Consider the following 25,336-nt stretch of genomic DNA (forward strand, 5'->3'; position numbering starts at 1 on the left):
CAGCACCCCACCCACCAGGCGGAATCTCGGACGTCGATGTCCGGGGGTAGATCGGCCCGTCACGGCGGGTCAACCGTTGCGTATCCGGGTGCAGAGCAAAGGGCGCCGGGGGACTCGTAGCCGCAGGGCGGCGGCGCGTGACGGTACGTCACCTGCCGGGCGGCTCTGCGGGCCCACCCACCCGCTCGCCCGCCCGCCCCGGCGGCGCTGCCGGGAGGCGGCCGGGCGGGCGGCTCAGACGTGGGCCGGGAAGTCCGCCTTGCGGATCAGGCAGTGGATGCCCTTCACCCCGTCGACGACCTGGCTGACCTCGAAGTCGGCGGCGGCGCTCAGGTAGGCCAGGGCGGTCTGCGGCGGCATGCCCTGGGTGCGGGCGAGGAAGGCGACGGCGGCGCGTACGGCCCGGCGCATCGCCTCGTCGAGGTCGCTGTGCAGGCCGACGGGCAGCCAGTGGGTGGCGGTCTCGGCGAAGGGGCCGTCGGCGACGCCCAGCGCCCCCGCCTGCGCCTGCGGGACGACCGACAGCCGCAACGTGGCCCGCAGCGGCGCCTCCAGGGCGGTCAGCGCCACCTCGCCGTCGCCCTGGGCGTAGTGCGGGTCGCCGGCGTAGAAGCCGGCCCCGGGCAGCTGCACGGGCAGGTAGAGGGCGGAGCCGATCTGGAGCTCGTTGATGTCGAGGTTGCCGCCGAACGCGCCGGGCGGCACGGAGTGCACCGGGTCGTCGGTGTCCACCGCCACGCCCATCAGGCCGAGGAACGGGGCGAGGGGGAAGCGGGCGGCGCGCCCGTCGCCGTACGGCAGCGTCCCGTACAGCCGGCCACCGCTGCTGACCACCTCGGTGAAGTGGCAGACGCTGCCGTACTCGCGGGGGACGTCGCCGCCCGCGCCGGTGTCGGTCGGGGTGAGCGGGAACTCGCCGGGCAGCGCGCCATAGCCGTGGCGGCTGCTGACGAAGCCGTACGGGGCCCGGATGAGCAGGTCGAGGACCTCGACGCGGAGCACGTCGCCCGGTTCGGCCCCGTCGACCGCGATGGGCCCGGTGACCACGTGCGGCCCGTCGGCGTCGTAGTCGTGGGCGACGTCGGAGGCGGCCAGGTCGCGGGCGTCGGCGAGGACCCCGTCGGCGGGTACGTCGAACTGCTTGAGGTACGCGACCGGGTCGCGGCCCTGGTCCTCCAGGATCCCCTCGTGGCTGAGCGTGTCGATCGTCACCGTCTCGCCGGAGCGGATCCGCAGGACGGGTTCGTGCCGCCGGGCGGGCAGCCGCCCCCACAGGCAGGTGTCGGGCGTGCTGGGCAGGTAGTGGGTTCCAGCGATCGGGCCTTCGTGCGGCTGGAGCATGGGATCCTCCGGGAGGGGTGACACCGGCTGGCGGTGCGATGGGCGGCGTGCGGCGCAGGGGGCCCGTGCTCGCGGTGCAGCGGCGTGGCCGCGCCCTGTCGACGTTCGGCATCGTGGCCAACGAAACCGCCGTTGCGTGTTGCGCCCGTATTAACAGCGAGTAACCCGGTGCCGGAGTATCTCCTGCTCTTGACAGGTGGCGGGCCCGGATAGCAGCATCGTGGTGCGAGACGCTGTCTCGCATGACGTAGAAGGCGGTGAGGTGATGGCGCAGCAGACGCCGGTACGCCCGCTCGGTGCACCCGGTGACGGCGCGATGATCGACGAGGACTGGGAGGCGCTGCGGTTCCGCGTGCACCGCTCGGCGTACCGCGAGCCGGAGGTGTTCGCCGAGGAGATCGCGCGGATCTGGGGGCACACCTGGCTCTACCTCGGTCACGAGACGGAGATCCCGAAGGCGGGCGACTTCAAGACCCGCACGCTGGGCGGGCGTCCGCTGATCTTCTGCCGCGACGCCGACGGCGAGGTGCGGGTGTTCTTCAACTCCTGCACCCACCGGGGCACCGTGCTGTGCCGGCACAGCGAGGGCAACACCAAGTTCTTCCAGTGCTTCTACCACGCCTGGGCGTTCAGCAACTCCGGCGAACTGGCCGCGCTGCCCGGCGACGACGCGTACCCCGACGACCCGGCCTTCCGGGCGTCGATGGCGCTGCGTCAGGTGCCCCGCCTGCAGATCCACGAGGGCTTCGTCTTCATCGCCTTCGACCCCGACGTGCCCGACCTGCTGACCCACCTCGGCCCGGCGGCGCACTACATGTCGCTCACGGCCAAGATCGGCGAGCGCGGCATGACCACCCTGCCCGGGGTGCAGCTCTACAGCGTCAAGGGCAACTGGAAGCTGGCCGTCGAGAACGCGATGGACGGCTACCACTTCGCCCCGACGCACAACACGTTCGTCGGCTACCTGCGCGAGACCGGCTTCGCCGTCACCGACGACGACCAGTACGCCTACGACCTCGGCGGCGGCCACGGCCTGCTCGTCCTCACCGGACACAACGGCCGCATCGGCATGGTCTGGGAGCCCCGCTTCGGCGAGGAGGAGAAGGAGCGCACCGTCGTCAAGCGGCGCGAGCTGGAGGCCCGCCTCGGGCCCGAGCTCGCCGCCGAGGTGGCCGACGCCAGCCGCATCCTGTTCGTCTTCCCCAACCTGCTGCTGTTCGACCTGGAGGCGCTGACCATCCGGCAGCTCGAACCGGTCGCCGCCGACCGCACCGACGTGCGGGCGTGGCAGTTCGTCGAGGTCGGCGAGCCCGAGTCGGTGCGCGCGCTGCGGATCAAGACGATGGTCAGCTTCGTCGGGCCGGGCGGCCTGGCCACCCCCGACGACATCGAGGCGTACGAGGCGGTGCAGCGCGGCATCATCGCCACCGCCGACGCGGCCGACCCCGCCCACGACTGGAGCGACATGTCGCGCGGCATGGCCAACGAGAAGCAGGGCAACCAGGGGCGCTCGATCGACGAGGGCGCGATGCGCAGCTTCTGGCGGCACTGGGCGCACGTCGTCGGCGCGTCCACCAGCGTGGCCGGCGCGCCGCCGGCCGGTGCCCCGGCGAGCGGCCCGGCCGCCGCCAGGGCGGGGGAGTGAGCGCCGTGACGTCGACCAACGGCAGCCGTGGGGGAGTGGTGAGTGTGGAGTCGCGCGAGGTCACCCGCGCCGAGGTGGAGGAGTTCCTCTACCGCGAGGCCCAGCTGCTCGACGAGTGGCGCCTCGACGAGTGGTTCACCCTCATCGAGCCCGGCGGCCGGCTGGAGGTGCCGACCACCGACTGGGCCGGCTGGGACGCCACCACCGCCGGATACTTCGTCGCCGACGACTACGAGCTGATCCGGGCCCGGGTCAAGCGGCTCAAGAGCCGCAAGGCCCACGCGGAGAACCCGCACTCGCGCACCCACCGCATGGTGTCCAACGTGATCCTGCTGGAGGCCGGCGCCGAGACCGTCTGGATCACCGCGAACTTCGTCATCCACCGCTACCGCGACGGCGGCGCCTACACCTACGTGGGCCGCTACGAGCACGTGCTCAAGGTCGAGGCCGACGGGCTGCGGTTCCGGGTGCGGCGGGCCGTGCCGGTGATGGAGTCCATGGACCCCGGCGCCCGACTCAGCTTCATCCTCTGAGCCGGCCGCCATGATCACCCACATGCTCGTGTTCCGCTTCCGCGACGACCTCCCGCCCGGCGCGGCCGAGTCCGTCCTGGCCGAGCTGGAGACGTTCCCGTCGCAGTATCCGGCGATGCGCAACTGGCGCAGCGGGGCCAACGTCAGCACCCGCGACGACACCATGAGCCACGGCTTCGTCGTGGAGTTCCCCACCGAGCAGGACCTGCTCGACTACCTGCACAGCGACTCGCACGAGCGGTTCGTCCGGGAACGCTGGCGTCCGGTCGTCGAGCGCCAGGCCATCGTCAGCTTCCCCACCGCCGGGGACCACCAGCACACCGAGAGGGGTAGCAGATGACCACCGAGGCCGCCGCCCGCCGCCGCGGGCCGTACGGCATGGAGTACGCCCGGATCGAGGTGCCGGACCTGGCCGCCTCCATCGAGTTCCTCCAGTACCACGTCGGCCTGCAGCTGGAGCAGCACGACGACGAGTACGCCTTCCTGCGCGCCGACATCGAGCACCACAGCATCGAGCTGGTCGCCGCACCGCAGCGGGAGGTCTCCTGGACCACGGCGGTCGGGTTCAGCGTCGAGTCCGACGCGGTCCTCGACGACCTGCGGGAGCGGGTCACCGCGGCCGGGCACGAGGTGCTCGAGCTGGCCGACCGGGTCAAGGGCCTCGTCCAGCGCGGCTTCGCCGTCAAGGACCCCAACGGCCTGATCGTCGAGCTGTTCACCGAGTTCGCCGAGTACGCCGAGCCGCCGCTGATCGAGCTGCGCCCGCTGGACCTGGTGCACCCGTTCCTCGCCACCGAGAAGTACGAGGAAACCCTGCGCTTCTACACCGAGGTGCTCGGCTTCCTCGTCTCCGACTACGTCGGCGACGTGACGGCGTTCCTGCGCAGCGAGGACCGCTACCACCACAGCCTGGCGATCCAGCGCAACAAGGAGTTCTACGTCGCGCACCTGTGCTTCATGATGAAGAGCTTCGACCACGTGATGCGCGGCCGGGCGCGGGCCCAGTACAAGCAGGTGCCCATCGCCTCGGACCTGGTCAACCACTCCGCGTCGACGTCGATCGCCTTCTACATGCACGACCCGGTGCACGGGCCGCGCTACGAGCTGTGCGACCGGCACCGGGTCTTCACGCCCGAGGAGCACGAGACCCACCGGGCCCGCCGCATGTCGGTGGACCCCCGCAACATCGACGTGTGGCGGCCGGCCGCCGACGACTGGGGCCGGTTCTGACCCCACCGCCTCTCGTCGCGCGCCGGTCCGGCGGCGGGCCCCTGCCGGCCCGTCAGCGGGGCCGGCGCGCGAGGGTGGGCAGGCCGAACACGACCGGCACGCCGGGGGAGTAGAGCACGCTCACCGGCGCCTCGGTGGGCGCGGGCAGCCCGGCGGCGGCGACCAGCTCGTCGTCCAGGCTCAGCAGCTCGGCCCGGTGCAACGGCCAGCGGGGATGCCAGTTCGGCAGGTGCAGCGTGCGCCCGTACGCCCGGGTGTGCAGCCCCCAGCGGGCGGTGAGGAAGTGTTCCAGCGGTGTCGGGTCGGCGATCGGGTCGCCGACCCGGACCACCACGCGGCTCGCCGCGCCGGCCGGGCCGGGCCAGCGGCGCCGGCAGCGGTACGTGAGGGTGTCGCCGTCGCGGTCCAGCCGCATCCTCGACCACAGGTACGGCAGCCGCAGGCTCGCCCGGGCGACGAGCACGGGGACCAGCCGGGACGCGTCGAGCGACCGGAACACCACGGCCCGCCGCCCGGCGTCGTCGACGGAGTAGAGCCGGACGTTGGTCTCCCAGAAGGTGCCGAGGTACGGCACCCCCGGCCCCCGGCCGAGGCCCAGCCCGACCATCCGGAAGCCGACGAGGCCGACGTGGGCCGCCCCGTCGAGGGTGTCGGGGCGGGTGCCGGCGGGCAGCAGCGGCGCGACGAGTTCCGGCGCGACCGCCCAGTGCACGAAGGTCAGGTCCGTCCAGCGTTGCCGCAGGCTCGCCCGGGGGAACGCCCGGACGGGGGCGGGGTCGACCGGCTCGATGTCCAAGCCCCCATCATCCTCCCCGCCGACGACCTGCCCGCAACCCGCTGGACGGCCGTGACGGTCTGGGTCGATCCGTGGCGCTGCCCGTACTCGAACCAGGTCACAGTCACCTCGAGGATGCTGGGAAAGCGCTTTACAGCTCGTCCGCGCCGTGCCACGATATGGCCCCGCAATATAGGCACATCTCGATGGCTGGCCCATCCGCAGGCCAGGACCCCTGGGAGAGTCAGCGTGAACGTTCTGTCGAGGCGGCGGCGAGTCCTGTCGGTGGCCGCCGCCGCCCTCACCACCGCCACCACGGTCGTCGCGGGCGTCGCGACCACCGGCTCCGCGCAGGCCGCGGCCGGCTGCCAGGTCACCTACGCGGTGGCCAGCCAGTGGGACGGCGGCTTCAGCGCCACCATCAGGATCAAGAATCTGGGGGACGCCGTCACCGGATGGCGCCTGGGCTGGACGTTCACCGCCGGTCAGGCCGTGATCCAGTCGTGGGGCTTCACCGCGAGCCCGGCCAGCGGCAACGTGGTCGCGACAAACGTGGACTACACCGCGTCCATCCCGACCAACGGCGCGGTGGAGGTCGGCTTCAACGGGTCCTGGAACAACTCCAGCAACCCCGCGCCGACCGTCTTCACCCTCAACGGGACCGCCTGCACGGGCACGACCGCGCCCACCACCGCCCCGCCGACGACCCCGCCGCCGACCACTGCGCCCCCGACCACTCCGCCGCCGACGACCCCGCCCGCGACGACCCCGCCGCCGGCCGGGACGCCGACCGTGGCGGCCGACGGCACCGGCACGTACCGCACCGTGCAGGCCGCGATCAACGCGGTGCCGACGAACAACAGCTCGCGGGTCACCATCACCATCAAGCCGGGCACCTACCGCGAGGTCGTCACGGTGCCGGCCAACAAGCCCCACATCACCCTGCGGGGCCTGGGCTCGTCGCCGTCGAACACCGTGCTCGTCTACAACAACTACGCCGCCACCCACGGCACCTTCAACAGCGCCAGCATGTTCGTCTACGGGGCCAACTTCGTCGCCGAGAACCTGACGATCTCCAACGACTACGTCGAGAACTGGAACAACAGCGACCAGCAGGCGGTCGCCCTGCACCTCAACGCCGACCGGGCGGTGCTGCGCAACGTCCGGCTGCTCGGCGACCAGGACACCTTCCTGGTCAACGACAACACCCGCGCCTACGTGGTCGACTCCTACGTGGAGGGCACCGTCGACTTCATCTTCGGCGGCGGCACCGTCGTGCTCGACCGGGCCTCGATCTACGAGAAGCGGTCCACCGGCGGGCCGATCACCGCCGCCCGCACGCCCGCCAACAAGACGTACGGGATGCTGATCTACCGTTCGACCATCACCGGCGCGACCAGCAACACCACCACCCTCGGCCGGCCGTGGGGCCCGACCGCCCAGGTGCTGTACCGGGAGTCGTCGCTCAGCGGGACCATCAAGACGGCGCAACCCTGGACCGACATGTCCGGCAACGTCTGGCAGAACGCCCGGTTCCTGGAATACCGCAACACCGGGGCCGGTGCGGGCGTCAACAGCAACCGTCCGCAGCTCAGCGACTCGCAGGCGGCCAACTACACGCCGCAGAAGTACCTCGCGGGCTCCGACGGCTGGAACCCGATGTGACCCGCCCGGGGGCTGGCGACCGAATGTGACAATGACGTCGACGGTGGGTGCCGGCGAGTCTGCGAGGTGCACGTGAACCTGGCCGAGTTGGGGATCACCGCGGCGACCACCCTGGTGGCCGTCGCGCTCGGGGGCTGGCTGACCGTCCGCGCCCAGGACCGGTTGTGGCGACGGGACCAGCAGCGGCAGTGGCGGGACATCCGGCTCGCCGCCTACCGTGACTTCCTGACCGCGTTCCGGGAGTACGTCGCGTACGTGCTCCGCCCGGACGCGCGGGTCGTCGCGGTGCCCCGGCCGCGACCGCCGCACGACCCGATGCCGTTCTTCGACGACGAGGGCAGCGCCTACCGGGAGCGCCTGGAGGCCACCAAGACGGCGGTGCGGCTGGTCGCCGACGGCCCGGACACCGTCCGGGCCGTCAACGCGATGGTCCGGCACGCCCGGCTGCTCGCCGCCGACCGGGCCGCGCACGACGTCGACGCCGTCCCGCCGGAGCGGTTCGAGGGGCTCTGGGTCGCCGAGCGCGAGTTCGTGCTCGTGGCCCGGCGGGAGCTGGGCATGGCCGGTGACTTCGAGATCGGCGACCGGCCGGGCGGTGACGCGGCGCGGGCCGCCGCATCACCGCTGGCGGCCTGGACCACCCCCGGCGCGCGGGTCACCCGTCCAGAAGCCGGATGACCCGTGGAGCGAAGGCGTCCCGTCGCACGTGGGCGAAGCTCTGCCGCACCATGGCGTGCGGCGGGCGGTCGGCCTCGTACCGCACGCGCTCGGAGATCTTGCGCTGGAACTGGTCGAGCGCGGGCGCCACGTCGAGCCCGTCCCAGAGGACGTCCGGGCGGGGCAGCAGCATCGTCTGGAAGAAGCCCGGGCAGTAGGAGTCGAAGTCGTCGATGTAGTAGACCCGGGGCGAGGTGAGGTGGCCGCCCTCCGTCGCGACCGTGTCGAGCGGCAACTGGTAGCTGCGCCCGGCGAAGGTGCGGTGGTGGTCCCGCCGGGTGACCGGCGCCTCCCGGTAGTCGTGCACCGTCCGGCGGGCCCCGGCGGCGTCCCGGCGCAGCCGCGGCGTGGAGGCCACGAGGACGTAGTCCAGCACGGGCCGGGTCAGGAAGTGCAGGCTCACCAGGTAGTCGGACGCCGCCACCCCGGCGGGCAGCATCGGGTCCGGGGCGCCGTCCGCCCACAGCCGCAGCTTGTGGCTGAACACCGTCCGGCCGTCGTCGAGGCCGCCGGTGAACACCTCGGCCCGGTGCCGCATCCGGTCGAGGTCCGCCGCCGGGACGCCGGGCAGCGCCGTCGCCAGGAGCCCGTCCACGCAGCCCAGGATCGCCGGATCGTCGACGACGACCACGAAGTCGAGGTCCGAGGCGGCCGTCCCGTTCCGGTTCCCCCGGACGTTGTGGAAGCGGCCGTAGCTGGTGGAGCCGATGAGCAGACCCGAGGTGCCCGTGCCGCGCAGGGCGTCGCGCAGCCCCCGGGCGTCGCGCCGCCGCCGGCACGTCTCGACGAGGGCCTCGAACAGCCCCGGCTGCCGGCGGCCGGTCGGATCGTCGCCGCCGCCCGGGGTGAAGCGGTCGTCCTCGTAGTACGCCCGGAACAGCTCCTCGTCGACGATCTCGTGGCCCTCGACGTCGGCGAGCACCGCGAGGCCGTGCTCGACCAGCTCGTCCTCGTGCCCGGCGTAGCTCGACGAGACGTCCAGGATCGCGTCGGCGAGCGCCTCCCGGAGCACGGCGGGCACGCGCGCGCCCCCGCCGTCGGCGAACTGGACGTGCTGGCGGTGCAGCCCCCGCACGTGCCGCCAGTCGGCGCGGCGCTCGGCGGCCGGCAGCAGGTCGGCCAGCGGGCGTCCGGGGCGGGGGCGCGGCGCGACGACCTCCGTCGCCAGCGGCGTACGCGGGACGGTGGTGGGCCGCATGGCGGAAGGGGTGCCGGACATGTCGCTCACGCTCCTCGACTCGGCCGCCGCACGCGCGGCGGGCTGAGTCGATCCGAACACCGCTCCAACTTGTACGGTGGAAAGTGGAACGGAACCGGAAAGTCGATCATGGGGGACCGGTGGGCGACGACGAATCCGACCTCGTCAAGGATCTCAGATACCTGCGCAAGGGCGCGGGCTGCACGCCGAAGCGTTTCGCCGGCGCCGGCGCCGTGGTCGACGCCGTGGGGGGCCGCGGGCTGCCGGTGGAGACCAGCTTCGAGCGCTTCCGGTCGGCGGTCATGTCGCTCGGGGACATTCCCCAGGGGCCGGCGCTGTGGGCCGCGTACGACCTGACCGGTGAGGCCGGCGGCAGCCTGGAGGGCCGGCGGGCCGCGTACGGCCGGTCGGTCGGCCGCAAGCCGGACGCCGTCCGGATGTGGGAGGACGAGGCCGTCGACGTGCTGGCGTTGCGGCTGGTGTCCCGCTTCTACGCGGGCGCGCCCACCCCGGGGGACTTCCCGGTCCCGCACGGCGGCCTGCTGATCCGCGACCTCGACGTGGTCTGCCTCATCGAGGACCGCAGGTTCGTCGAGTCACGGCAGCGTCGGGTCGTCATCTCCCTGGTCGACGCGGCGGAGACCTTCCAGTACGGCACCTACAGCCCGACCGAGCTGTCCGACGTGTCCGGCGCCGAGGCGACCACCCGGCAGCTGCCCGGAGGCACCCTGCACGACCTGCGCTTCCCGCGGCCGGTGGGGGTGGGCGCGGCCCACGAGTTCAGCTTCCGGGAGCGGGTGCCCGCCGCGCACCGGTCCGCCGAGGCCCCGGCGGTCGACCTGTCCGGGCAGACCTTCGAGGCGCCGACCCTCACCTACCGGGTCGGGGTCCGCTTCGTCGGGGACCGGCCGGACGCCGTGTGGGGATACGACAAGCTGAGCCGGATCGCCCGGCCGGGAGAGCCGGACGAGGGGGTGCGCATCGTGCCCAACGACGCGGGCCTGGTCTCGATGACCTTCCACCACTGCTACGGCGGTCTCGCCTCGGGGATCGCCTGGCGGTGGTGACGCGGGCCCGAGGTGGTGCCGGGTTCACACGAGCGACTCCTCGCCGCTGCGGGGGCGCACCGGCGTGCCCCGCACGCCGAAGCGCATGGCGCCGTCCTTGATCCGCCCGTAGCGCAGGGCGACGAGGTCGGACGGATAGTTGCGGCGGACCCGCCAGGGTGGCCGTTCGCCCTGCTTGGGCAGGCTCGCGGCGGCCCGGCGCACGTATCCCGACGTGAGGCCGACCAGGGGGCGGACGGCTTCGGCCCGGCCGTCGACGTGGGGCGCGGCCCACGCGAGCCCGCGGCGGTCCAGGTGTGCGAGCAGCCGGCACACGTACTGCGAGGTGAGGTCGGCGCGCAGCGTCCACGACGCGTTCGCGTAGCCGACGCACCAGGCGAGGTTCGGCACGCCGGACAGCATCATGCCCTTGTACATCAGCGTCCGGCCCGGGTCGACCGGCGTGCCGTCGACGTCGAGGGCGATCTCGCCCAGCGCGACCATGCGCAGGCCGGTGGCGGTGACGACGATGTCGGCGGGCACCGTCTCGCCGGAGGCCATCCGCAGCCCGTCGGGGACCAGCGCGGCGACGTCGCCGGTGACCACGCTGGCGCGCCGTTGCCTGATGGCCCGGAAGAAGTCCCCGTCGGCGCTGAGGCAGAGGCGCTCGTCCCACGGGTCGTAGCGGGGGCGGAAGTGCGGGTCGAGCGGCAGCGCGCCGGCGAGTTCCCGGGCCACGCCCGCCCGCAACAGGGCCGCGGCGCGGGCCGGCCAGCGCCGCATGAGGTGGTAGGCGAGGGTCGTGACCGCGACGTTCTTGACCCGGGCGGCCCGGTGCACGGCCGCCGCCGGCAGCACCGCCCGCAGGGCGGCGACCATCCGGTCCCGGGTGGGCTGTGCGACGACGTACGTCGGCGACCGTTGCACCATGGTGACGTGCGCCGCCCGTTCGGCCAGCGCCGGCACGAGGGTGATCGCGGTGGCGCCGCTGCCGATCACGGCGATCCGCCGGTCGGCGTGGTCGAGGTCTTCGGGCCAGTCCTGCGGGTGCACCACCCGGCCCCGGAAGGTCTCCCGCCCGGGCAGGTCGATCTCGTGGCCGCCGGTGTAGCTGAAGTAGCCGCTGCACAGGTAGAGGAACCGGCACGACCAACTGGCCGGCTGCCGCTGCGGGCCGACCTCGGCCTCCACGGTCCACCGGGCGTGCGCCGAGGACCAGGACGCCCGCACCACCCGGTGGTGGAGCCGGATGTGCCGGTCGAGGCCGGCGTCGACGGCCGTGCGGCGGATGTAGTCCAGGACGCCCGCCCCGTCGGCGATGGACCGCTCGCCGGTCCAGGGGCGGAACGGGTAACCGAGGGTGAACATGTCGGAGTCCGAGCGGACGCCGGGGTAGCGGAAGAGGTCCCAGGTGCCGCCGAGGGCGTCGCGCGCCTCGAGGACGAGGAAGGAGGTGCCCGGTCTTCTGGTCTGTAGTCGGTAGGCTGCGCCGATGCCGGACAGGCCGGCCCCGACGATGACGACGTCCACGTGCCGCACGGTCATGACTACGCGCTCCGCTCAGGGAGTGGTCAGGAAGGCTGGTTGCGCGCGGTGCGGGGGGCGGTGCTCGGATGTCACGGGCGGATGCCAGCGTAGGAGAGGGTGTGTGCAGTGTCAACATCGCGGTCGGGTCCCTTCCACCACGGCAATCTGCCGCACGCCCTGCTCGACGCGGGGATGGAGCTGCTGCTGGCCTCCGGTGAGCCAGGGGCGCTGTCGCTGCGGGAGGTGGCGCGCCGCGCCGGGGTCTCCGCGAACGCCCCGTACCGGCACTACGCGGACAAGGACGCGCTGCTCACCGCCCTGGCGGTGCGCGGATACGACGCCCTCGCCGAGTGCCTCTCGGCCGCCGACGGCGCGGGCGGCGCGGCGGAGGCGATCCCCGCCATGGCTGAGGCGTACGTGCGGTTCGCCCTGGACCGCCCGGGGCTGTTCCGGCTGATGTACGCCTACCCGTGTGGACGGTCGAACGCCGAGGCGCTCGCCGCGGCCGCGAGGTGCACGGCGGTCATCGAGGGCCGGCTGGCGCGAGAGGTGCCGGCCGGGCGGAGGCCCGCGGCGCTGCTCGCCACCTGGTCGCTCGTGCACGGCCTCGCCTCGCTCCTGCTGGAGGGGCGGATCGTCGTCGGCCCCGGCGGTCTCGCCGAGTTGGTGCGCGCGACCGTGGCCGAGTTGACGCCGATGGGCGCGGGGGGCGTGGCCGACGGGTGAGCGGAAACTGTCCGGTTTCCGTCAATGATTGGTCGTGACGGCGTATCCGACGGCCCGTCGGGCCATTTTGAACGGTTATAGGTGTCGATTCCCTGGCTTGGCGCGTCGCGTCCGTCCTCAGTGGCTTCGATGTTATCGGAGCGTGAACAGATTTCACATCGTGAAAAATTTGCATCCGGCACCGTAAGTGCCGGGTTGCTGGCAGTAACTTGGCGAAGGTTGAGTGCAGCTTCGGGGGGAATCTGAGCTGTCCTGTCTGACATGTGTGGCCATCGGAGGCCGCGCTTCCCCTTTGTTGTTCCTTGCTGGGTGAGCCGGATCGTGGGCTCCCGCAGAGCGGGCGATTCGATTCGGCGCTAAGTCGTGGGCGATTCACATTCCCGTTTGCCGAGAACGTGCGATTGGTGGTGTAGGTGGCCTTGGCGACTTCTGGCGCGAGGATGATCGGCATCGGCACATATCGACCACGGACAATTGTATGTAACGATGATCTGGTGCGGGGCACGACCTATACGGACGACTGGGTCAGACGCCGCACCGGCGTCGTACGACGTGGACACGCCGCCGCGGACGAGACCATCACGGAAATGGCCAGCCGGGCCGGCAGCCGGGCGCTGGCCGCCGCCGGCATCTCCGCCGACGCCGTCGACATGGTGCTCGTCGCCTCCATGTCGGACCTCCGGCAGACCCCGGCGGCGGCCCCCGAGATCGCCTTCAGGCTGGGGGCCCGGCGGGCGGCGGCACTCGACATCGACGCCGCCTGCGCCGGGTTCAGCTACGGGGTGGGCATGGCCGACGCGCTGGTCCGCGCCGGGACCGTCCGGCACGTGCTGCTGATCGGCGTCGACCGGATGACCGACCTGGTCTCCCGCGAGGGCAGCGCCGCGCTGCTGTTCGCCGACGGCGCCGGGGCCGTGGTCATCGGCCCCGGTGACACGATGGGGATCGGGCCGACGGTGTGGGGCGCCGACGGCGCCCGTCGCGAGCTCATCGCCCACGGGGCGAGCTGGCGGGACTACCGGGACCGACCGGAGCAGCCCTGGCCGACCATGCAGATGGCGGGGCGTGAGGTGTTCCGCTGGGCCATCGACACCGTTCCGGAGCTCGGCCGGCGCGCGGTGGAGGCAGCGGGCCTGGAGATGGCCCAGGTCAGGGCGTTCGTGCCGCACCAGGCCAACCTGCGCATCATCGAGCGGGCCGCCGAACGGCTCGGCCTGTCGGCCGACACCCCGGTCGCCGACGACATCATCAACGCCGGAAACACCTCCGCGGCGTCCATCCCGCTGGCCCTGGAGCAGCTCCGGCAGGCCGGGCGCGCCCACCGCGGCGACTGGGCGCTGCTGGTCGGCTTCGGTGCCGGGCTGGCCTACGCCGCCCAGGTCGTCCAGGTGCCGTGAGTCCCGGCGTCCGGCCGGCGGCGCGGTCCCCGCCACCGGCGAACGTCATCACCGAGGTCGTCCAGACGGGGGAGAGCAATGCCATTCATCGACAACACCGCCGCGACGCCGCGGCGTCGTGAACTCGACCAACTGCGTACGGTGTTCGACCTGGCGGGGTCCGGCACGGCCTGGGCCTTCGTCCGGGGCGATCCCGGCACCGGCAAGACCTGGCTGCTCAACGCGGTCGCCGAGGAGGCCGCCGGGGAGGGCTTCCTGGTGCTCCGGGGCCGGGGCAGCGAATACGAGCGACACGTGCCGTTCAGCCTGCTGGTGCACGCGCTGGACGACTACCTCGACGGCCTGGGCGGCGACCTGCTGGCCGGGTTGGGCGACAACCGGGTGGCCGACCTCGCGCGGGTCTTCCCCTCGCTGAGCGGCCGGGACCAGACCTGCCCGCAGGCGGCCCAGGACAACAACTACCGCGCCCACCGGGCGATGCGGGCGCTCGTGGAGCGGCTCGCCGAGCCGTCGGGCCTCGTCCTCGTCCTCGACGACCTGCAGTGGGCCGACCGGGAATCCGTGGCCTTCCTCGCCCACCTGCTCGAACGGCAGCCGAAGGGCCGGCTGCTGCTGCTCGCCGCCTGGCGCAGCGGGCCATGCGAGGGGCCGCTGGTCGGCCTGTGCCTGTGCACCGAACAGCCCGGCGTCGCCGTCGAGCTGGAGCCGCTGCCCGACCGGGAGGCCGAGGCGTTCCTGACCGCCGTACGCGGCCCGCGCCGCCGGGCCGAGCTGCTGCGCCTCTGCGGCGGCAACCCCTGCTACCTGCGGGCCCTGGCCGAGCAGGGCGGCCGGCCCGTCGACCGCCTTCCCGACCGGATCGTCACCGTGCTGCGCTGGGAACTCGGCCGCCTCAGCGAGCCCGCGCGGCACCTGCTCACGTCCGCGGCGATCGTGGGGGAGACCTTCCACCTGGAACTCGTGCGGGCCGTCAACGGCACCACCGACGAACAGACCCTCCTGGCGGCGGACGAGCTGGTCTCCTCCGGGCTGATCAGGGAGACCGACGTACCGCGTGAGTTCGCCTTCCGGCAGCCGATCGTCCGCCACGGGGTCTACCAGCTCGCCTCGCCGGGCCGCCGGGTGTCCGGCCACCGACGGGCCGCCGAGGCGCTGCGCGGCGCTCCCGCCCGGCGGCGTGCCGTGCACCTGGCGGCGTTCGCCACCCCGCCGGACCCGGAGGCGGCGGCCACCCTGACCGAGGCCGCGCGGGAGACCATGGACGTGGACCCGGCACGGGCCGCCGAGTGGTTCCGGACCGCCCGCGCCCTGGAACGGGACCCGGTGGCCCGGCACGAGGCGCTCCTGGGCCAGGGCGACGCCGCCGCGGCGGCCGGGTTGCTGCAGCAGGCCCGCGCCGCGTACGACCGGGCCTGGTCGCACGAGCCCGGCCGACGCCCCGACGGCCGGCTCGAACTGGCCCGCCGGCTGGCCATGGTGGAGCTCCTGACCGGACACCACACCAGGACGCGGGAGCGGGTCCGGGCGCTGCGCGCGGAAGCGGACAGCGCCGACACGGAGGCCGTGGCGCTGCTGTCGGCGCTCGGGGCCTGCGCCGCCGCCCAGGCGGGCGACTCCGCGGAGCTGCATCGGCTGGCCGCCGAGTCGCTCCAGCACGCCCGCACGCCCCCCGCCCGTGCCCTGGCCAACGGTCTCGTCGGCCTCGGCCAGCTCCAGCAGCACGCCATGAACCAGGCGCTGGCGGCCCGCGTCGCGGCCCGGCGGGAGCTGGCCCTGGTCTGCGACCGGGAGCTGCCGGCGCACCCCGAGGCGCTGCTCGTCCCGGCGCTGCTCGAACTGCTGATGGGCGGCTACGCCGAGGCCATCGTGCTCGTCGACCGGCTGCTGTCGCACCGGCGGCCCGCCCCGGCCGCCTGGTGGCGCGCCCCGGCGCTGTGGATCGCCGCCCGGGCCCGACTCGCCCTCGGGGAGCCGGCGGAGGCGGCGGAACTCGTCGAGGCCGCCGTCGAACTCGCCGAGGACGGGCAGGCGCGGGCCGTCCTGCCCTGGGCGCTGCTGACCGCCGCCGAGCTCCGTACGCTGGCCGACGACGACGACGGCGCGGTTCGGCTGGCGCTGGAGGCCGTCGCCGCGACCGGCGACGACGACACCTCGCGGGCGCTGGCCGAGCAGTGGGCGACCATCGTCCGGATCGACGTGGGCGACGTCGTCGCCGACCTGGAGACGGTCGTGGCGCTGCGGCGGGTGGCACCCGTCGACCCCGTCAGCGACGGGGCGTGGCGCTGCTGCGCCGCCGCGGCGGCGCTCGGCGAGAACCGCTTCGACGAGGCCGACGAGCAGGCCCGCGCCGCCGAGGACGTCGCCCGGGCCACGGGGCTGCCGATGGCCACGGTCCACGCCCGACGGGCCCGGGCGATGGTGCACCTCGCCCGACGGGACGCGGCTGCGGCGGCGGAGTCCGCCCGTGCCGCCGCCCGGTCCGCCGCCGCGGCCGGCGCGCGCGTCGAGGCGGCCCGGGACATGCTCACCGAGGCCGCGGCGCTGGCCCTGGGCGGCAACCGGGCCGGCGCGGCGACCGTGCTGCGGGTGGCGCTCGACGAGTTCCGGGACTGCGGCGCGGTGCGCTACGAACGGGAGGCCGCCAGGGAACTGCGCCGGCTCGGCCGGCGCACCCCGCTGGGCCCGGTGCCGACGGTGGCCGACCAGCGCCTGCCGCTGTCGGACCGGGAGTGGCAGATCGCCGAGCTGGTGGCGGCGGGCCGCACCAACCGGCAGATCGCCGCGACCCTGCTGCTGAGCGCCAAGACGGTGGAGACCCACCTGACCCGCATCTTCGGCAAGCTCGGCATCACCTCGCGGGCCCTGCTCGCGCGAGCCGTGGAGCGGGAACGCATCCGGCGCCCCGCCACCCGGGCGACGGGCCGCCCCGACGCGTGGTCGGCACCCCGAACCCCCGCCCGACGCCGCGCCGGCTGATTCGGGGTGCCCGAGCGGGGTTCTCCGGATGGTCGGCCGGGGTGCCGGCCGACAGTCTGTATCCCGTGCCGCGGGGCGTCACGGCCCCGCCCGCACGACGACGACGTCGACGGCTCACCGCCGTCGACCGGGGGAGGTTGCGCATGACGCTCGATGACGAGTTGTACGACGACGTCACGACGCTGTTGGCGAACCACTGCGCCGTCGACCCGGCCCGGGTGGGGCCGACCACGCAGCTCTTCGACGAGCTGGGTCTCGACTCGCTGGACCTGATCGGGATGGCGCAGGCGCTGCAGAGCAAGTACTCGGTGGCCCTCGACAACGAGGGCATCGCCGAGATCCGGACCGTCGGCGACGTCGTCGCCTTCGTCCGCCGACGCATGTCGGACCGCGTGGCCGGCGCCGGCGCCGGCGAGTCGACCGTCCTGGAGAGGTGACACATGCCCGCCTACATCACCGCGATGGGCCGCTTCCTGCCTGGCGAGCCGGTGCCCAACGAGGAGGTCGAGGACTACATCGGCGTCATCGGCCGGGCGACGTCCAACCTGCGGGAGCAGACCCTCGCCAACGCCGGCATCAAGACGCGGTACTACGCGATCGACAAGAACCAGCAGACCCGGTACTCGAACACCCGGATGGCGGCCGAGGCCGTGCGCGCCGCCGTCGCCCGGTCGGAGATCCAGCTCGACGACATCGACCTGATCGCCGCCGGCAGCACCATCCCGGACCTGATCGCACCGGGAATGGCCAGCATGGTGCACGGCGAGCTGGGCAACGCGCCGTGCGAGATCGTCTCGACGCACGGCGTGTGCAACTCCGGGATGATGGCCCTGAAGAACGCCTACCTCCAGATCAACGTCGGCGAGAAGCGCAACGCGATCGCCGTGGCCTGCGAGAACCCGACCCGCAGCTTCAAGAGCATCCGGAACAGCGACGTCCGCCCGGTGGACGAGGAGGGCTCCCTGGCGCTGGAGATGGCCTTCCTGCGCTACATGCTCTCCGACGGCGCCGGCGCGGCGCTCGTCCAGGACCGGCCCGCCTCCGCCGGGGTCAGCCTGCGCATCGACTGGCTCACCCTGACGTCGTACGCGAACACCGGCGACACCTGCATGTACTTCGGCCTGCCGAACAACACCTCCACCAAGGCGTGGTGGGACTACGACACCCCGGCCGACGCCCTCGCCGACGGCGCCCTGTCCCTGCGGCAGAACCTCGCGCTGCTGCCACACCTGGTGAAGGTCGGCATCGACGAGTACGAGCGGCTGCTGGCGGCCGGCCGGTTCGACCCACACACCCTGCGGTGGCTTCCCGCGCACTACTCCAGCGAGCGGATGAAGCAGATGGTGCTGCGCGAGATGGCCCGCCGCGGCACCCCCGGCCCGCCCGTCGACGTGTGGTACAGCAACCTGCCGCAGGTGGGCAACATCGGGTGCGCCAGCATCTACGTGATCCTGGAGGAGATCCTCTCCCAGGGGCTGGTCAACCCCGGCGACACCATGCTGTGCATGGTGCCCGAGTCGGGCCGGTTCTCCGTCTCGTTCATGCACCTGACCGCGGTGACCGCCGGCGGGGAGGGCTGACGGGTGCCGGACGCCGCCTCGGCCCCGCCGACCGTGACCGTCTACTCCTACAGCCAGACCGGCCAACTCGACGAGGTCCTGGGTGCCCTGACGGCCCCGCTGGCGAAGGCGGGCGTCGAGGTCGACACCGTCACGGTCCGGCCGGTCACCCCGTACCCCTTCCCGTGGCCGGTGCGCCGCTTCTTCGGCATCTTCGGCGAGGCGGTCGACCCGGCGGCGCGGGTGCCGTACACCCTGGATCCGCCCACCGCGTCCCCGGGCGACCTCGTGGTGCTCGGCTACCAGGTCTGGTACCTCGCCCCGTCGATCCCCGTCCGGTCCCTGCTGGACAGCGGTCACCTCGCCGGGCGGGACGTGCTCGGCGTGGTCGCGTGCCGCAACATGTGGTATTCGGCGGCGCTGGAGTTCCGGCGGCTGGTGGAGGCGGCGGGCGGCCGGCTGGTGGGCACCGTGGCCGCCATCGACACCGCGCCGGCCGGGGTCACCTTCGTCACCACGCTGCGGTGGCTGCTGGCCGGCCGCCGGGGCCCCTTCTGGCGGTTCCCCGCGGCCGGCGTGAACGAGCGGGAGCTGACGCGGGTGCGCGACCTGGGCGAGGAACTCGCCGCCGTGCTCACCACGCCGGCCGCCGCGCCCCTCGCCCACCGCGTCGGCGACCTGCTGCACCGCCGGGACGCGGCACCGGTGGAGGTGCCGATCGCCGCCGGGGACCTGCTCGCCGGGGCCGCGTTCGCGTGGTGGGGGCGCCGGATGCGACAGCGCCGGACCGCCGGCGGGCGGGCGCTGCTGACCGGCGCCTTCGTCGGCACCCTGGCCGGGGCGATCCTGCTCGGCCTGCCGGCGCTCGTCGCGGCCCACGCCGTGAACCGGGGGGCGCTGTCCAGGGCGGTGCACCGCCGCCTAGCGCCGGCGCTCGCCGCCGCCGGACCGACCGTGTCGGCAGGCCCACGGTGACGGACTCCCGTACCGAGGTCGCGATCGTCGGCGGCGGACCCGTCGGCCTCGCCGCCGCACACGCCCTGGCGGCCCACGGCATCCGCTCGACGGTCGTCGAGGCGCGCGCCACCCCCGCCCGGCACCCGAGGGCCACCATGGTCAACGCCCGGACGATGGAGATCCTGCGCCGGTTCGGGCTCGCGGAGGCCGTCCGGCAGGCCGGGGTGCCCATCGAGGACATGCCCCGGGTGTCGTTCGTCAGCTCCCTCGCGGGCGTCCACCTCGGCTCGATCGAGATGGTCCCCGACGCCGCCACGCTGATGCGGATGATGGCGCAGAGCCCCGTGCTGCCGACCATCTGCCCGCAGCACCGGCTCGAACGGATCCTCGCCGACGCGCTGCGCGCGAAACCCGGCGTGGAGCTCAGGACGGGCACGACGGTGACCGACCTCGTCGCCGACCCGGACGTCGGCGTCCGCCTCACCCACCGCAGCCCCGACGGCGTGGTCGGGCACGTCGAGGCCCGGTACGCCGTGCTCGCCGAGGGCCTGCACGGCCGGATCCGCGGCAGGGCCGGGCTGGAGGTGCGGCACCAGCCGCCGCTGGGCCGCCTGCTGGACGTGCACTTCGTCGGCGACCTCACCCCCTGGATCCGGGGCCGGGAGAGCGCCCTGTACTGGATCGTCAACCCCCGGGTGAACGGGGTGATCATCGCCGTGGACCCGCAGCGCGGCGAGTGGCTGCTGGAGGTGCCCGCGCTCGGCGACGACGCCGACGAGACGCTGTTCGCCCCCGACCGGGACCACGCGGCCCTCATCGCCGAGGCGGTCGGCGCGTCGGTCCGGGTCGAGGTCCGCTCGGTCCGGACCTGGACCATGGGCACCACCGCCGCGCACCGGTGGCGGGACGGTTCCGGGCGGGTGTTCGTCGCCGGGGACGCGGCCCACACCTTCCCGCCCACCGGCGGCTTCGGCATGAACACCGGCATCCAGGACGCCCACCACCTGGCCTGGCGGCTGGCGGCGGTGCTGCGGGGCTGGGGCGGGGCGGGACTGCTCGACGACTACGAGCGGGAGCGCCGCCCGGTGGCCGACTTCAACGCCCGGCAGAGCGAGCACAACGCGCTGCTCATGCGGGACTTCCTGGAGCACGACGCCGCCCCCTACGCCACGGCCCTGGCCCGTGCCGGCGACGACGCCCGGGACGCCGTCGCGGCGCTCGCGCCGATGCTGGAACAGCACCGGCCCCACTTCGACTTCGCCGGGCAGGCCCTCGGCTTCCGGTACCCGTCGGCGGCGGACCGGGCCGCCGACGCACCCGCCGAGGTGGTACGCGACGTCGTGCGCTACCAGCCGGAGGCCGTGCCCGGGGCGCGCGCGCCGCACGCCTGGCTCGACTCCGCCATGCGCCGCGCCGCCGTGGAGGACTGGACCGCGAACGGCTTCGCGCTGTTCACGGCCGGGCCCGCCGACCGGTGGCGGCACGCCGTACGGGCCTGGCCGGGCCCCGTGCCGGTGGTGCTCGTCGCCGTGACGGACGCCGACGCACCGGTGTCGGCGGACACCGTCGCCGACACCACCGGGGCCTTCGCCGACGCCTACCGGCTGGCCCCACGGGAGGCGGTGCTGGTCCGGCCCGACGGGCACGTGGCCGACCGGCTGCCCGGCGAGGACCCGGAGCGGGAACTGGCGGCGGCGTTGACGGCCGCCGCGGGACTGTCGGCGACGACCGTCGGAAGGGCGGGAATCCGATGACCGAGACCGAGCGCCCGGAGGCCCTGGCGCCGGCGACCGAGGCCGGCCTGCGCTCCGGGGAACGGGCGGCCGTCCGCGCCGCCCTGGCCGACCTGACCCGCGCCCAGCTCGTGGCCTGGCTGCGCACCCCGGCGGGCGCCGAGGTGCTGCACGACGCGTTCCGGCGGATGCCGGACTTCTTCGTCCGCAACCTCCTCGGCGAGGAGACGGTGGCCCGCTGGCGGGTGCGCCGGCCGCCGGCCGAACCGATCGAGTACGACCTGGGGCTCGGGCCGCACGGGTGCGAGGTGCGGCCCGTCGCCGCCGACCGTGCCGCCGCGGTGACGCTCGTCTTCGACAGCGCCGCCTTCGTCGAGATGGCCAGCGGCGCCCGGCGCGGCGTCGACCTGATGCTGCACGGGCAGCTGCGGGTGCAGGGCGACGTGCAGCTCGCCATGCGGATGGAACGCATGTTCGGCCTCGACGGCGACGGGCCGCGATGACGCCGACCCGTCGCCGGGTGGCGGTCACCGGGATCGGCCTGGTCACCCCGCTCGGCGTCGGCGTGGACGCGGTGTGGGACGGGCTGCGGCGCGGCTCGTCCGGGATCCGGCCCATCTCGCGGTTCGACGCGACCCGGCTGCCCGTGCAGATCGCGGGCGAGGTCGTCGACTTCGACCCGCACGACTGGGTGTCCCGCAAGGACTGCATCCGCCTCGACCGGGTGCTGCACTTCGCGCTGGCGGCAGCGCAGCAGGCCGTCGACGACGCGGGCGGCCTCGCTGACCCGGACAGCACCGCCACCGTCGTGGGCAGCGCGATCGGCGGCGCCGCGAGCATCGAGCGGGGCGTGCACGTCGACATCGACCGGCCCCGGATGGTGTCGCCCTTCTTCGTGCCGAACTCGATCGCGAACATGCCGGCCGCGTTCGTCGCCCACCGGTTCGGCCTGCGCGGGCCCAGTTCGGCGCCGGTCACCGCGTGCGCGGCGTCGACCGACGCGGTCGGGCAGGCGATGCGGCTGGTCCGCGACGGGTACGCCGACGCCGCGGTGGCCGGCGGCGCCGAGTCCTGCCTCGTGTCGCCGATCGTCGCCGGCTTCGCGAACATGCGCGCCCTGTCCGTGCGCAACGACGACCCCACGGGGGCCTCACGGCCGTTCGACGCCCGCCGGGACGGCTTCGTGCTCGCCGAGGGCGCGGCGATGCTGGTGCTCGAACCGGTCGAGGCGGCCCTGCGCCGGGGCGCGCGCGTCTACGCCGAGGTCAGCGGGTTCGGGCAGAGCAACGACGCGCACCACATGACGGCCCCCGACCCCACCGGCCGGGGCGCCGCGGCCGCCATGACCGCGGCGCTGGCCGACGCCGGCCTCCCCGCCGGCCACGTCGACTACGTCAACGCCCACGCGACGTCGACGAAGATGGCCGACATCGCCGAGACGGTGGCCATCCGGCGGGCGTTCGGCGTGTACGCCGCAGCGCTGCCGGTCAGCTCGACCAAGTCGATGACGGGTCACCTGCTCGGTGCCGCCGGGGCCCTGGAGGCCGCGATCTGCGCGCTGGCCCTGCGGCACCAGTGGATCCCGCCCACGGTCAACCACCAGGTCCCCGATCCCGAGTGCGACCTGGACTACGTGCCCAACGTCGGCCGCTCCCGGCAGGTCCGCGCCGCCCTGTCGAACTCGTTCGCCTTCGGTGGCCACAACGCCTCGCTCGTGTTCCGCCGCCACCAACCCGAGGAGTGAGCATGGATCTCGAATTCGAAGCACGCTGCACCGCCCAGCTCAAGTCGCCCCTCATGGTCGGCGCCGGTCCGCTGGGGATCCGGATGGTCTTCCAGGTGGTCGAGGGCGAGCTCAGCGGGCCCCGGATCAAGGCCAGGGTGGTCGGCGCGGGGGCCGACTGGGTCCTGGTCGGCTCGGACAACTGGGCCCGGATGGACGTCCGCGCCCAGTTCGAGACGGAGGACGGGGCCGTCCTCTACGCGCAGTACCACGGCCTGATCGAGATGAACGACGCCACCGTCCGGGCGCTCGCCGAGGGCACCCCCACCGAGTTCACCGACCACTACTTCCGCATCACCCCCCGCCTGGAGACGGGCGGCGAGGGATACGAGTGGGTCAACCAGGCCCTCTTCGTCGGCCAGGGCCGGTTCCTGCCCGGACTCGGCCTCGAGTACGAGATCTACCGGATCGTCTGATGGCCGGCGACAACTCCGTGCTCGTGGTCGGCGCCGGGCCCACCGGCCTCGCGCTCGCCTGCGAGCTGCGCCGACGCGGCGTGCCCTGCGCGGTGGTGGAGGCCCGCGTCCGGCGGGGCGACCGGAGCAAGGCGATCGCGATCTGGCCCCGCGTCCTGGAGATCCTGGCCGACCTCGGCGCCGCCGACGAGGCGGTCGACCGGGGCATCCGGCTCGCCGGCGCCTCGGCCTGGTCGCACGGCCGCCCGACGCTCTCCTTCGGCCTCCACGACCTGCCCAGCCGCTTCCCGTTCGGCCTGGTGCTGCCCCAGTACGAGACCGAGGAGATCCTGGAGCGCCGGCTCGCCGCGCTCGGCGGCGAGGTCGAACGCGGCGTCGCGTGCGTGGCGGTGCGCGCCGACCCGCTCGGCGTCACCGTCGTCCTGCGGCATCCCGGCGGCACCGAGGAACGCCGGGTCGGCTGGGTCGTCGGCTGCGACGGCTCCGACAGCGTCGTCCGGGCCGCCGCCGGCATCGCCATGCGTCAGCGGCTGGAGCCCGAGGGGTGGATCGGCGCGGACGTGCGGCTGAGCACCGCACTCGAACCGACGCGGGTCAACTACTTCCTCTCCGCCGGGGAGGTGCTGCACGTCGTGCCGCTGCGCGCGGGCGGCGGCACCCCGACGTGGCGCATCACGATGAACGTCGGGAAGACCCGGCCCGACCCCGCCGACTGGCCGCTGGAGCGCCTCGCGGCGGAGGCCGCGCGCCGCGCCGCCGTCCCCGTCCGGGTGCACGAGACGGAATGGGTGACCGGCTTCCGGGTGCGCCAGGGGCTCGCCACCCGGTTCCGGCTGGGCCGGGTCCTGGTCGCCGGCGACGCCGCCCACGTGCACAGCCCCGCCGGGGCGCAGGGCATCAACTCGGGGCTGCAGGACGCGGCCAACCTCGGCTGGAAGCTCGTCAGGGTGTGCCGGGGCAGCAGCCCCGCCGAGCTGCTGACCAGCTACGACCTGGAGCGCAGGCCCGCCGCGGCGGCCGTCGTCGCGGCGACCGACCGGGCGACCCGGGCCGGGACCCTGCGGTCCCCGGTGGCCGTCGGGGCCCGCGACGGACTGTGGCGGGCGGCGATGCGGCTGGGCGTGGTCGACCGGTACGCGGCGCCGGCGATGGCCGGGTTGACGCAGCGCTACCGGAAGTCGGCGGTCAGCCCGGGACGCCGACCCCTCCTGCCCTTCGCGCCCGGCCCCGGCGGGCGCCTGCCGAACGTGACGGTCGGCGACGCCCGGCTGTGGGACCTGCTCCCCGACGGCTTCTGCGTGCTCCTCGTCGGCCCGGCCGGGCCGGCCCCGCACGGGCTTGCGCCCGCGCTGCCGGTGCTGCGGCTGCCGCAGCCTGAGGTGGCGCAGGCGCTGCGGGTGCGGCGGCCGACGGCGGTCGTGGTCCGTCCGGACCGCTACGTCGCCCTGCTCTGCCCCGCTGACCGGACCGATGCCATCACCAGGTACGTCGACACGATCCAGGAGGTGCCCGATGCCCCGGGCCGGCGACATGATCGAGAACACGATGACCGGGGAGCGGGCGGTGTTCCGCTCGACCCGTCACGAGACTGACGGCAAGCTGCTGGAGGCGGACTACCACCTCACCGCCGGCGGGTACGTGGCGGCGGCGCACGTCCACCCCCGCCAGGAGGAGACCTTCGAGGTCCTGGAGGGCAGGGTCCGGATCCGCATCGGGGGCCGGGAGATCCTCGCCGAGCCCGGCCGGACGTACGTCGTACCCCCGGGGGTCGCCCACCGGATCGTCAACCACACCTCGGCCTCGGCGCATCTCTACAGCACCCTGCGGCCGGCGATGCTCTCCGACGAACTCCTGCAGACGATGTGGGCGCTCGCCTCCGACGGCCGCACCAACCGACGCGGCATCCCCGGCATTCTCCAGGCGGCGGTCAGCGGCGCGCACTTCCGGGGGGAGCTCTACCTCGCCGGGCCGCCGCTGTGGCTGCAGGACCTGGTCTTCCGGACCCTCGCCCCGCTCGGCCGCGCCCTCGGCTACCGCGGGGTGTACGAGTCGCGCACCGCACCGGTCCGTCGCCCCGTCGACTGACCACGCCTGTCAAACAGCGATCGGAAG

23 protein-coding genes are annotated in these 25,336 nt (G+C 74.0%); 19 read left to right on the plus strand and 4 right to left on the minus strand.

The window, feature by feature from the left end; all coding sequences use genetic code 11:
- Window positions 1-234: 234 nt before the first annotated feature.
- Window positions 235-1,341 (minus strand): acetamidase/formamidase family protein, encoded by a 1,107-nt coding sequence (locus LPA42_RS10565; RefSeq protein WP_043963180.1) that lies wholly within the window; start codon window positions 1,339-1,341, stop codon window positions 235-237.
- Between the two features lie 265 nt (window positions 1,342-1,606).
- Here LPA42_RS10565 and LPA42_RS10570 point away from each other — a divergent pair, with 265 nt between their 5' ends.
- From LPA42_RS10570 to LPA42_RS10585, 4 genes are read left to right on the plus strand one after another with little or no spacing between them, the layout of a single operon-like run.
- Window positions 1,607-2,986, plus strand: coding sequence for an aromatic ring-hydroxylating dioxygenase subunit alpha (locus tag LPA42_RS10570; protein ID WP_043963181.1), 1,380 nt, complete (start codon window positions 1,607-1,609; stop codon window positions 2,984-2,986).
- A 5-nt stretch (window positions 2,987-2,991) separates the two neighbouring features.
- A complete protein-coding gene (locus LPA42_RS10575) occupies window positions 2,992-3,519 on the plus strand; it encodes an aromatic-ring-hydroxylating dioxygenase subunit beta (RefSeq protein ID WP_158229417.1) in 528 nt (175 codons plus the stop codon).
- Window positions 3,520-3,541: 22 nt separating this feature from the next.
- Window positions 3,542-3,859: a Dabb family protein gene (locus LPA42_RS10580; RefSeq protein WP_158229418.1), complete on the plus strand. Its 318-nt coding sequence runs from the start codon at window positions 3,542-3,544 to the stop codon at window positions 3,857-3,859.
- Window positions 3,856-4,749, plus strand: a complete 894-nt coding sequence (locus LPA42_RS10585) for a VOC family protein (RefSeq protein ID WP_077937516.1) — start codon at window positions 3,856-3,858, stop codon at window positions 4,747-4,749. The genes LPA42_RS10580 and LPA42_RS10585 overlap by 4 nt, the downstream gene beginning before the upstream one ends.
- 52 nt (window positions 4,750-4,801) lie before the next feature.
- On the opposite strand, the gene LPA42_RS10590 is transcribed toward LPA42_RS10585, so the two are convergent.
- Entirely contained in the window at window positions 4,802-5,545 is a 744-nt protein-coding gene (locus tag LPA42_RS10590; RefSeq protein ID WP_228986518.1) for a YqjF family protein, read from the minus strand.
- A 228-nt stretch (window positions 5,546-5,773) separates the two neighbouring features.
- Here LPA42_RS10590 and LPA42_RS10595 point away from each other — a divergent pair, with 228 nt between their 5' ends.
- Together LPA42_RS10595 and LPA42_RS10600 are read left to right on the plus strand one after the other, a co-directional pair.
- On the plus strand, window positions 5,774-7,189 hold the full coding sequence (locus tag LPA42_RS10595; RefSeq protein ID WP_228986519.1) for a pectinesterase family protein: 1,416 nt from the start codon (window positions 5,774-5,776) through the stop codon (window positions 7,187-7,189).
- Between the two features lie 66 nt (window positions 7,190-7,255).
- Window positions 7,256-7,867: a hypothetical protein gene (locus LPA42_RS10600; protein WP_077937525.1), complete on the plus strand. Its 612-nt coding sequence runs from the start codon at window positions 7,256-7,258 to the stop codon at window positions 7,865-7,867.
- Here the strand turns inward: LPA42_RS10600 and LPA42_RS10605 are convergent.
- Entirely contained in the window at window positions 7,845-9,125 is a 1,281-nt protein-coding gene (locus tag LPA42_RS10605) for a hypothetical protein (protein ID WP_144082629.1), read from the minus strand. The genes LPA42_RS10600 and LPA42_RS10605 overlap by 23 nt on opposite strands.
- 119 nt (window positions 9,126-9,244) lie before the next feature.
- On the opposite strand from LPA42_RS10605, the gene LPA42_RS10610 reads away from it, so the two are divergent.
- A complete protein-coding gene (locus tag LPA42_RS10610) occupies window positions 9,245-10,171 on the plus strand; it encodes a hypothetical protein (RefSeq protein WP_077937527.1) in 927 nt (308 codons plus the stop codon).
- Between the two features lie 24 nt (window positions 10,172-10,195).
- On the opposite strand, the gene LPA42_RS10615 is transcribed toward LPA42_RS10610, so the two are convergent.
- On the minus strand, window positions 10,196-11,695 hold the full coding sequence (locus LPA42_RS10615; RefSeq protein WP_077937528.1) for an NAD(P)/FAD-dependent oxidoreductase: 1,500 nt from the start codon (window positions 11,693-11,695) through the stop codon (window positions 10,196-10,198).
- Window positions 11,696-11,803: 108 nt separating this feature from the next.
- Between LPA42_RS10615 and LPA42_RS10620 the strand changes: the two genes are divergently transcribed.
- The 12 genes from LPA42_RS10620 to LPA42_RS10680 all read left to right on the plus strand — a co-directional run bounded on the left by LPA42_RS10620 (window position 11,804) and on the right by LPA42_RS10680 (window position 25,309).
- On the plus strand, window positions 11,804-12,403 hold the full coding sequence (locus LPA42_RS10620) for a TetR/AcrR family transcriptional regulator (protein ID WP_144082630.1): 600 nt from the start codon (window positions 11,804-11,806) through the stop codon (window positions 12,401-12,403).
- 440 nt (window positions 12,404-12,843) lie between these two features.
- Window positions 12,844-13,800 carry a beta-ketoacyl-ACP synthase 3 gene (locus tag LPA42_RS10625; RefSeq protein ID WP_077937530.1) on the plus strand — a complete coding sequence of 319 codons (957 nt, stop codon included), beginning with the start codon at window positions 12,844-12,846 and terminating at the stop codon, window positions 13,798-13,800.
- 78 nt (window positions 13,801-13,878) lie between these two features.
- The gene (locus tag LPA42_RS34140; protein WP_077937531.1) at window positions 13,879-16,776 is read left to right on the plus strand and encodes an AAA family ATPase; all 2,898 of its coding nucleotides are present in this window, start codon (window positions 13,879-13,881) and stop codon (window positions 16,774-16,776) included.
- A gap of 143 nt (window positions 16,777-16,919) precedes the next feature.
- Window positions 16,920-17,213 carry an acyl carrier protein gene (locus LPA42_RS10640; protein ID WP_043963208.1) on the plus strand — a complete coding sequence of 98 codons (294 nt, stop codon included), beginning with the start codon at window positions 16,920-16,922 and terminating at the stop codon, window positions 17,211-17,213.
- Window positions 17,214-17,216: 3 nt separating this feature from the next.
- Entirely contained in the window at window positions 17,217-18,356 is a 1,140-nt protein-coding gene (locus LPA42_RS10645; RefSeq protein ID WP_077937532.1) for a hypothetical protein, read from the plus strand.
- 3 nt (window positions 18,357-18,359) lie between these two features.
- The gene (locus tag LPA42_RS34400; protein ID WP_158229419.1) at window positions 18,360-19,310 is read left to right on the plus strand and encodes a hypothetical protein; all 951 of its coding nucleotides are present in this window, start codon (window positions 18,360-18,362) and stop codon (window positions 19,308-19,310) included.
- Window positions 19,307-21,046 (plus strand): FAD-dependent monooxygenase, encoded by a 1,740-nt coding sequence (locus LPA42_RS10655; protein ID WP_158229420.1) that lies wholly within the window; start codon window positions 19,307-19,309, stop codon window positions 21,044-21,046. Before LPA42_RS34400 ends, LPA42_RS10655 begins: the two co-directional genes overlap by 4 nt.
- Window positions 21,043-21,528 (plus strand): SCP2 sterol-binding domain-containing protein, encoded by a 486-nt coding sequence (locus LPA42_RS10660; RefSeq protein ID WP_077937534.1) that lies wholly within the window; start codon window positions 21,043-21,045, stop codon window positions 21,526-21,528. The genes LPA42_RS10655 and LPA42_RS10660 overlap by 4 nt, the downstream gene beginning before the upstream one ends.
- Window positions 21,525-22,769: a beta-ketoacyl-ACP synthase II gene (gene fabF, locus LPA42_RS10665; RefSeq protein WP_077937535.1), complete on the plus strand. Its 1,245-nt coding sequence runs from the start codon at window positions 21,525-21,527 to the stop codon at window positions 22,767-22,769. Before LPA42_RS10660 ends, fabF begins: the two co-directional genes overlap by 4 nt.
- Window positions 22,770-22,771: 2 nt before the next feature.
- On the plus strand, window positions 22,772-23,224 hold the full coding sequence (locus LPA42_RS10670) for a DUF3237 domain-containing protein (RefSeq protein WP_077937536.1): 453 nt from the start codon (window positions 22,772-22,774) through the stop codon (window positions 23,222-23,224).
- Window positions 23,224-24,816, plus strand: coding sequence for an FAD-dependent monooxygenase (locus tag LPA42_RS10675; protein ID WP_077937537.1), 1,593 nt, complete (start codon window positions 23,224-23,226; stop codon window positions 24,814-24,816). Before LPA42_RS10670 ends, LPA42_RS10675 begins: the two co-directional genes overlap by 1 nt.
- Window positions 24,737-25,309: a cupin domain-containing protein gene (locus LPA42_RS10680; protein WP_158229421.1), complete on the plus strand. Its 573-nt coding sequence runs from the start codon at window positions 24,737-24,739 to the stop codon at window positions 25,307-25,309. Before LPA42_RS10675 ends, LPA42_RS10680 begins: the two co-directional genes overlap by 80 nt.
- Window positions 25,310-25,336 lie beyond the last annotated feature (27 nt).

The organism is Micromonospora sp. DH13, from assembly GCF_020873825.1.
Taxonomy (GTDB): Bacteria; Actinomycetota; Actinomycetes; order Mycobacteriales; family Micromonosporaceae; genus Micromonospora; species Micromonospora haikouensis.

What these genes read in the sequence shown, in the direction of transcription:
- LPA42_RS10565 (WP_043963180.1), bottom strand. Translation starts at nt 1,341, where the DNA reads ATGCTCCAGCCGCACGAAGGCCCGATCGCTGGAACCCACTACCTGCCC.
- LPA42_RS10570 (WP_043963181.1), top strand. Translation starts at nt 1,607, where the DNA reads ATGGCGCAGCAGACGCCGGTACGCCCGCTCGGTGCACCCGGTGACGGC.
- LPA42_RS10580 (WP_158229418.1), top strand. Translation starts at nt 3,542, where the DNA reads ATGCTCGTGTTCCGCTTCCGCGACGACCTCCCGCCCGGCGCGGCCGAG.
- LPA42_RS10585 (WP_077937516.1), top strand. Translation starts at nt 3,856, where the DNA reads ATGACCACCGAGGCCGCCGCCCGCCGCCGCGGGCCGTACGGCATGGAG.
- LPA42_RS10605 (WP_144082629.1), bottom strand. Translation starts at nt 9,125, where the DNA reads ATGTCCGGCACCCCTTCCGCCATGCGGCCCACCACCGTCCCGCGTACG.
- LPA42_RS10615 (WP_077937528.1), bottom strand. Translation starts at nt 11,695, where the DNA reads ATGACCGTGCGGCACGTGGACGTCGTCATCGTCGGGGCCGGCCTGTCC.
- LPA42_RS10625 (WP_077937530.1), top strand. Translation starts at nt 12,844, where the DNA reads ATGATCGGCATCGGCACATATCGACCACGGACAATTGTATGTAACGAT.
- LPA42_RS34140 (WP_077937531.1), top strand. Translation starts at nt 13,879, where the DNA reads ATGCCATTCATCGACAACACCGCCGCGACGCCGCGGCGTCGTGAACTC.
- LPA42_RS10640 (WP_043963208.1), top strand. Translation starts at nt 16,920, where the DNA reads ATGACGCTCGATGACGAGTTGTACGACGACGTCACGACGCTGTTGGCG.
- LPA42_RS10645 (WP_077937532.1), top strand. Translation starts at nt 17,217, where the DNA reads ATGCCCGCCTACATCACCGCGATGGGCCGCTTCCTGCCTGGCGAGCCG.
- LPA42_RS10660 (WP_077937534.1), top strand. Translation starts at nt 21,043, where the DNA reads ATGACCGAGACCGAGCGCCCGGAGGCCCTGGCGCCGGCGACCGAGGCC.
- fabF (WP_077937535.1), top strand. Translation starts at nt 21,525, where the DNA reads ATGACGCCGACCCGTCGCCGGGTGGCGGTCACCGGGATCGGCCTGGTC.
- LPA42_RS10670 (WP_077937536.1), top strand. Translation starts at nt 22,772, where the DNA reads ATGGATCTCGAATTCGAAGCACGCTGCACCGCCCAGCTCAAGTCGCCC.
- LPA42_RS10675 (WP_077937537.1), top strand. Translation starts at nt 23,224, where the DNA reads ATGGCCGGCGACAACTCCGTGCTCGTGGTCGGCGCCGGGCCCACCGGC.
- LPA42_RS10680 (WP_158229421.1), top strand. Translation starts at nt 24,737, where the DNA reads ATGCCCCGGGCCGGCGACATGATCGAGAACACGATGACCGGGGAGCGG.